At 59.6% G+C, this 2363-nt stretch carries 2 protein-coding genes; one reads left to right on the plus strand and one right to left on the minus strand.

Annotated features, from left to right (window positions below):
• Positions 1-170: 170 nt before the first annotated feature.
• Positions 171-1448, minus strand: coding sequence for an exonuclease SbcCD subunit D (locus ABIZ35_RS05915; RefSeq protein ID WP_348218951.1), 1278 nt, complete (start codon positions 1446-1448; stop codon positions 171-173).
• Between the two features lie 130 nt (positions 1449-1578).
• Between ABIZ35_RS05915 and kdsB the strand changes: the two genes are divergently transcribed.
• Positions 1579-2307: a 3-deoxy-manno-octulosonate cytidylyltransferase gene (gene kdsB / locus ABIZ35_RS05920; protein ID WP_348218952.1), complete on the plus strand. Its 729-nt coding sequence runs from the start codon at positions 1579-1581 to the stop codon at positions 2305-2307.
• Positions 2308-2363 lie beyond the last annotated feature (56 nt).

Consider the following 2363-nt stretch of genomic DNA (forward strand, 5'->3'; position numbering starts at 1 on the left):
TGAAACCCGGGCCTGGGAGCGGCGAAGCCGCTAAGCGTCCGTGCCGGACGCAAATACCGATAATCGATCAGAAATATCTTCCGTCCGGCACGGACGGTTAGCGCTTCGCTCCCAGACCCGGGTTTCATAACCGGGAATCGAATATTCTGGCGCTATGGGACTTAACGCCCCTATTTAACCGTCTCTTCCGCCTCAAGCTCGCGCAGCAGCGGTTCGGCGCGGAGCAGCATCTCGTCCTTGCGGCCGCGCAGGCTCTCGCGGGTGTCGCAATAGGTCGCGAGGGCCTGCAATGGGTCGAGGGCCTCGGTCATCAGTTTGCTGCGTACGGCGTCGCCGTCGCGTGTGATCTCTTTGTGCAGCGAGACGACCATGAATGCGCTTTGCAGCGCGGCGCGCAGGTCGTTCTCGCGCAGGTGCGGCAATTGCTCGGACTTGATCTGATAGGACGCCTTCACGACGGCGTCCTTGATGTCGAGCTTGGCGATCGCCAGCAGGATCTTCTCCGTCGGCTCCTCGCCGGCGTCCGTCGCATCGACTTCGATCTCGACAAACGGACGCGTTTTGCCCTGAACGTGCTTGACTTCGGTGAAGCCCTTGACGAGGTCGACAAGCGCGAAGCCTTTTTCTTCATTTCGCTCGCCGAAGTCGATCCGCTCAACACTTCCCGAATAAACGACCGGCGGCTGCTGACCACGGTTCAAGTCTTGAAAGCGATGGATGTGACCCAACGCCACATAGTCGAACGGCGCCTGGGTCAGTGTCGACATCGAAACTTCGGGTTCGTTGGTCAAATAGCCGATTTGATTGGCGCTGAGCTTCGCGTTGGAAACGCTGAAGTGGCCCATCAAAACTGTCGGAAGATCGGGGTCGCACTTCTGCGCCAGTTGATTGATCCCGGACTCATAGCGCGCCACGATCATCTCCGTCGTCTCCTGCACGCCCTTGTCCTTGGATTCTTCGCGAGAGAGAACTAAACTCTTGATCAAATACGGCATCGACGCGACTTGCAGGATATTGCCCTTGCTCGTCGTCACCTGGATCACCCTTGGGGTATCCAGCACAAACATCCGGTCCGCCGCGAGCGCGCCAAAGATCTCAATCGAGTTCGCGCGTCCCTTGGTGTTCGGGATATCGTGATTTCCCGCCAGCATCACCACAGGCACGCCCGCCTGCGTCAGCCGGCCGATACAGGCGGCGAACTCGCGCTGCTGGGTCTGGTTAGGATCGCGCGTCTTGTAAGCGTCGCCAGCGAACAGCGCGACTTCCACCCCTGCGGCCAGCGCGACATCGATCGCGGCGTTCAGTGCGTCCCTAAAATCCACAAGACGCGAATTGAGGCCCGTCGCCGGATCGAAGCGACCATAGTTCTCCACGCCGAAGTGGACATCGGCGAAGTGCATCAGACGTATGGGGGAATGGGTGGGCATGACTTTGGGGGCGGCGCTCAAAAATGCGCATATCCGTTCGATTTGCCTTTATTGTACCCGAAAACGTCCTCCCATCGGCCCGCCGTTGTTGACACCACTCTCAGCGCTGGGTTATACTCAAAGTTCAGTTTCCAATTTGTAAAGGCCGCACATGCCCATGAAGATCTTAGGCGTTATCCCCGCCCGCCTCCACAGCACGCGCCTTCCCGGCAAGGTCCTGCGGCTTATCGCCGGCAAACCGATGGTGCACTGGGTCTACGAGAACGCCCGCCGCTCGCCGCTGCTGACGGAAGTCATCGTGGCGACGGACAGCAAAGAAGTCTATGACTCGTGCGCCCACGCCGAAATCCCGGTGATGATGACCGCCGAGCACCCGTCCGGCAGCGATCGTCTCTACGAAGTCCTCACCCGCACGGACGCCGACGTGTACGTCAACATCCAGGGCGACGAGCCAACCCTAAAACCCGAGCATATCGAAAAGCTCCTTGCTCCGATTCTCGACGAGCGCGAAGCGGAAATCGCCACCCTCAAAGTGAAGATCGGCGTGGACGACGCGCAGAACCCAAACAACGTCAAAGTCGTGACCGCGATCGACGGTCGCGCACTCTACTTCTCCCGCTCACCCATTCCTTACAACCGGGACAACTATCCCGAAGTCGAGTACTTCAAGCACATCGGCCTCTATGCCTATACCCGCAATGCGCTGACCGCCTTCCACGGCTGGCCGCAGGGAGGTTTAGAGCTCAGTGAACAATTGGAACAGCTGCGATACCTGGAGAACGGTGCGCCGATCTATGTCTCCGAGACACCGTTTGAGACGGTGGGCGTGGACACGGAGGCAGAGCTGCAAGAGGTAATCGCGCTGTTTGAGAAAGGCTAGCAGCCCCCGGCCTTCGGCCACCCGCAGACCCACCCCGTCGCTTCGCGCCACCCTCC

The organism is Capsulimonas sp. (genome assembly GCF_039929585.1).
In the GTDB taxonomy this organism is placed as follows: domain Bacteria; phylum Armatimonadota; class Armatimonadia; order Armatimonadales; family Capsulimonadaceae; genus Capsulimonas.

Bases quoted from the DNA above. Each gene is read 5' to 3' on its own strand.
- kdsB (WP_348218952.1), top strand. From the start codon at position 1,579: ATGCCCATGAAGATCTTAGGCGTTATCCCCGCCCGCCTCCACAGCACG.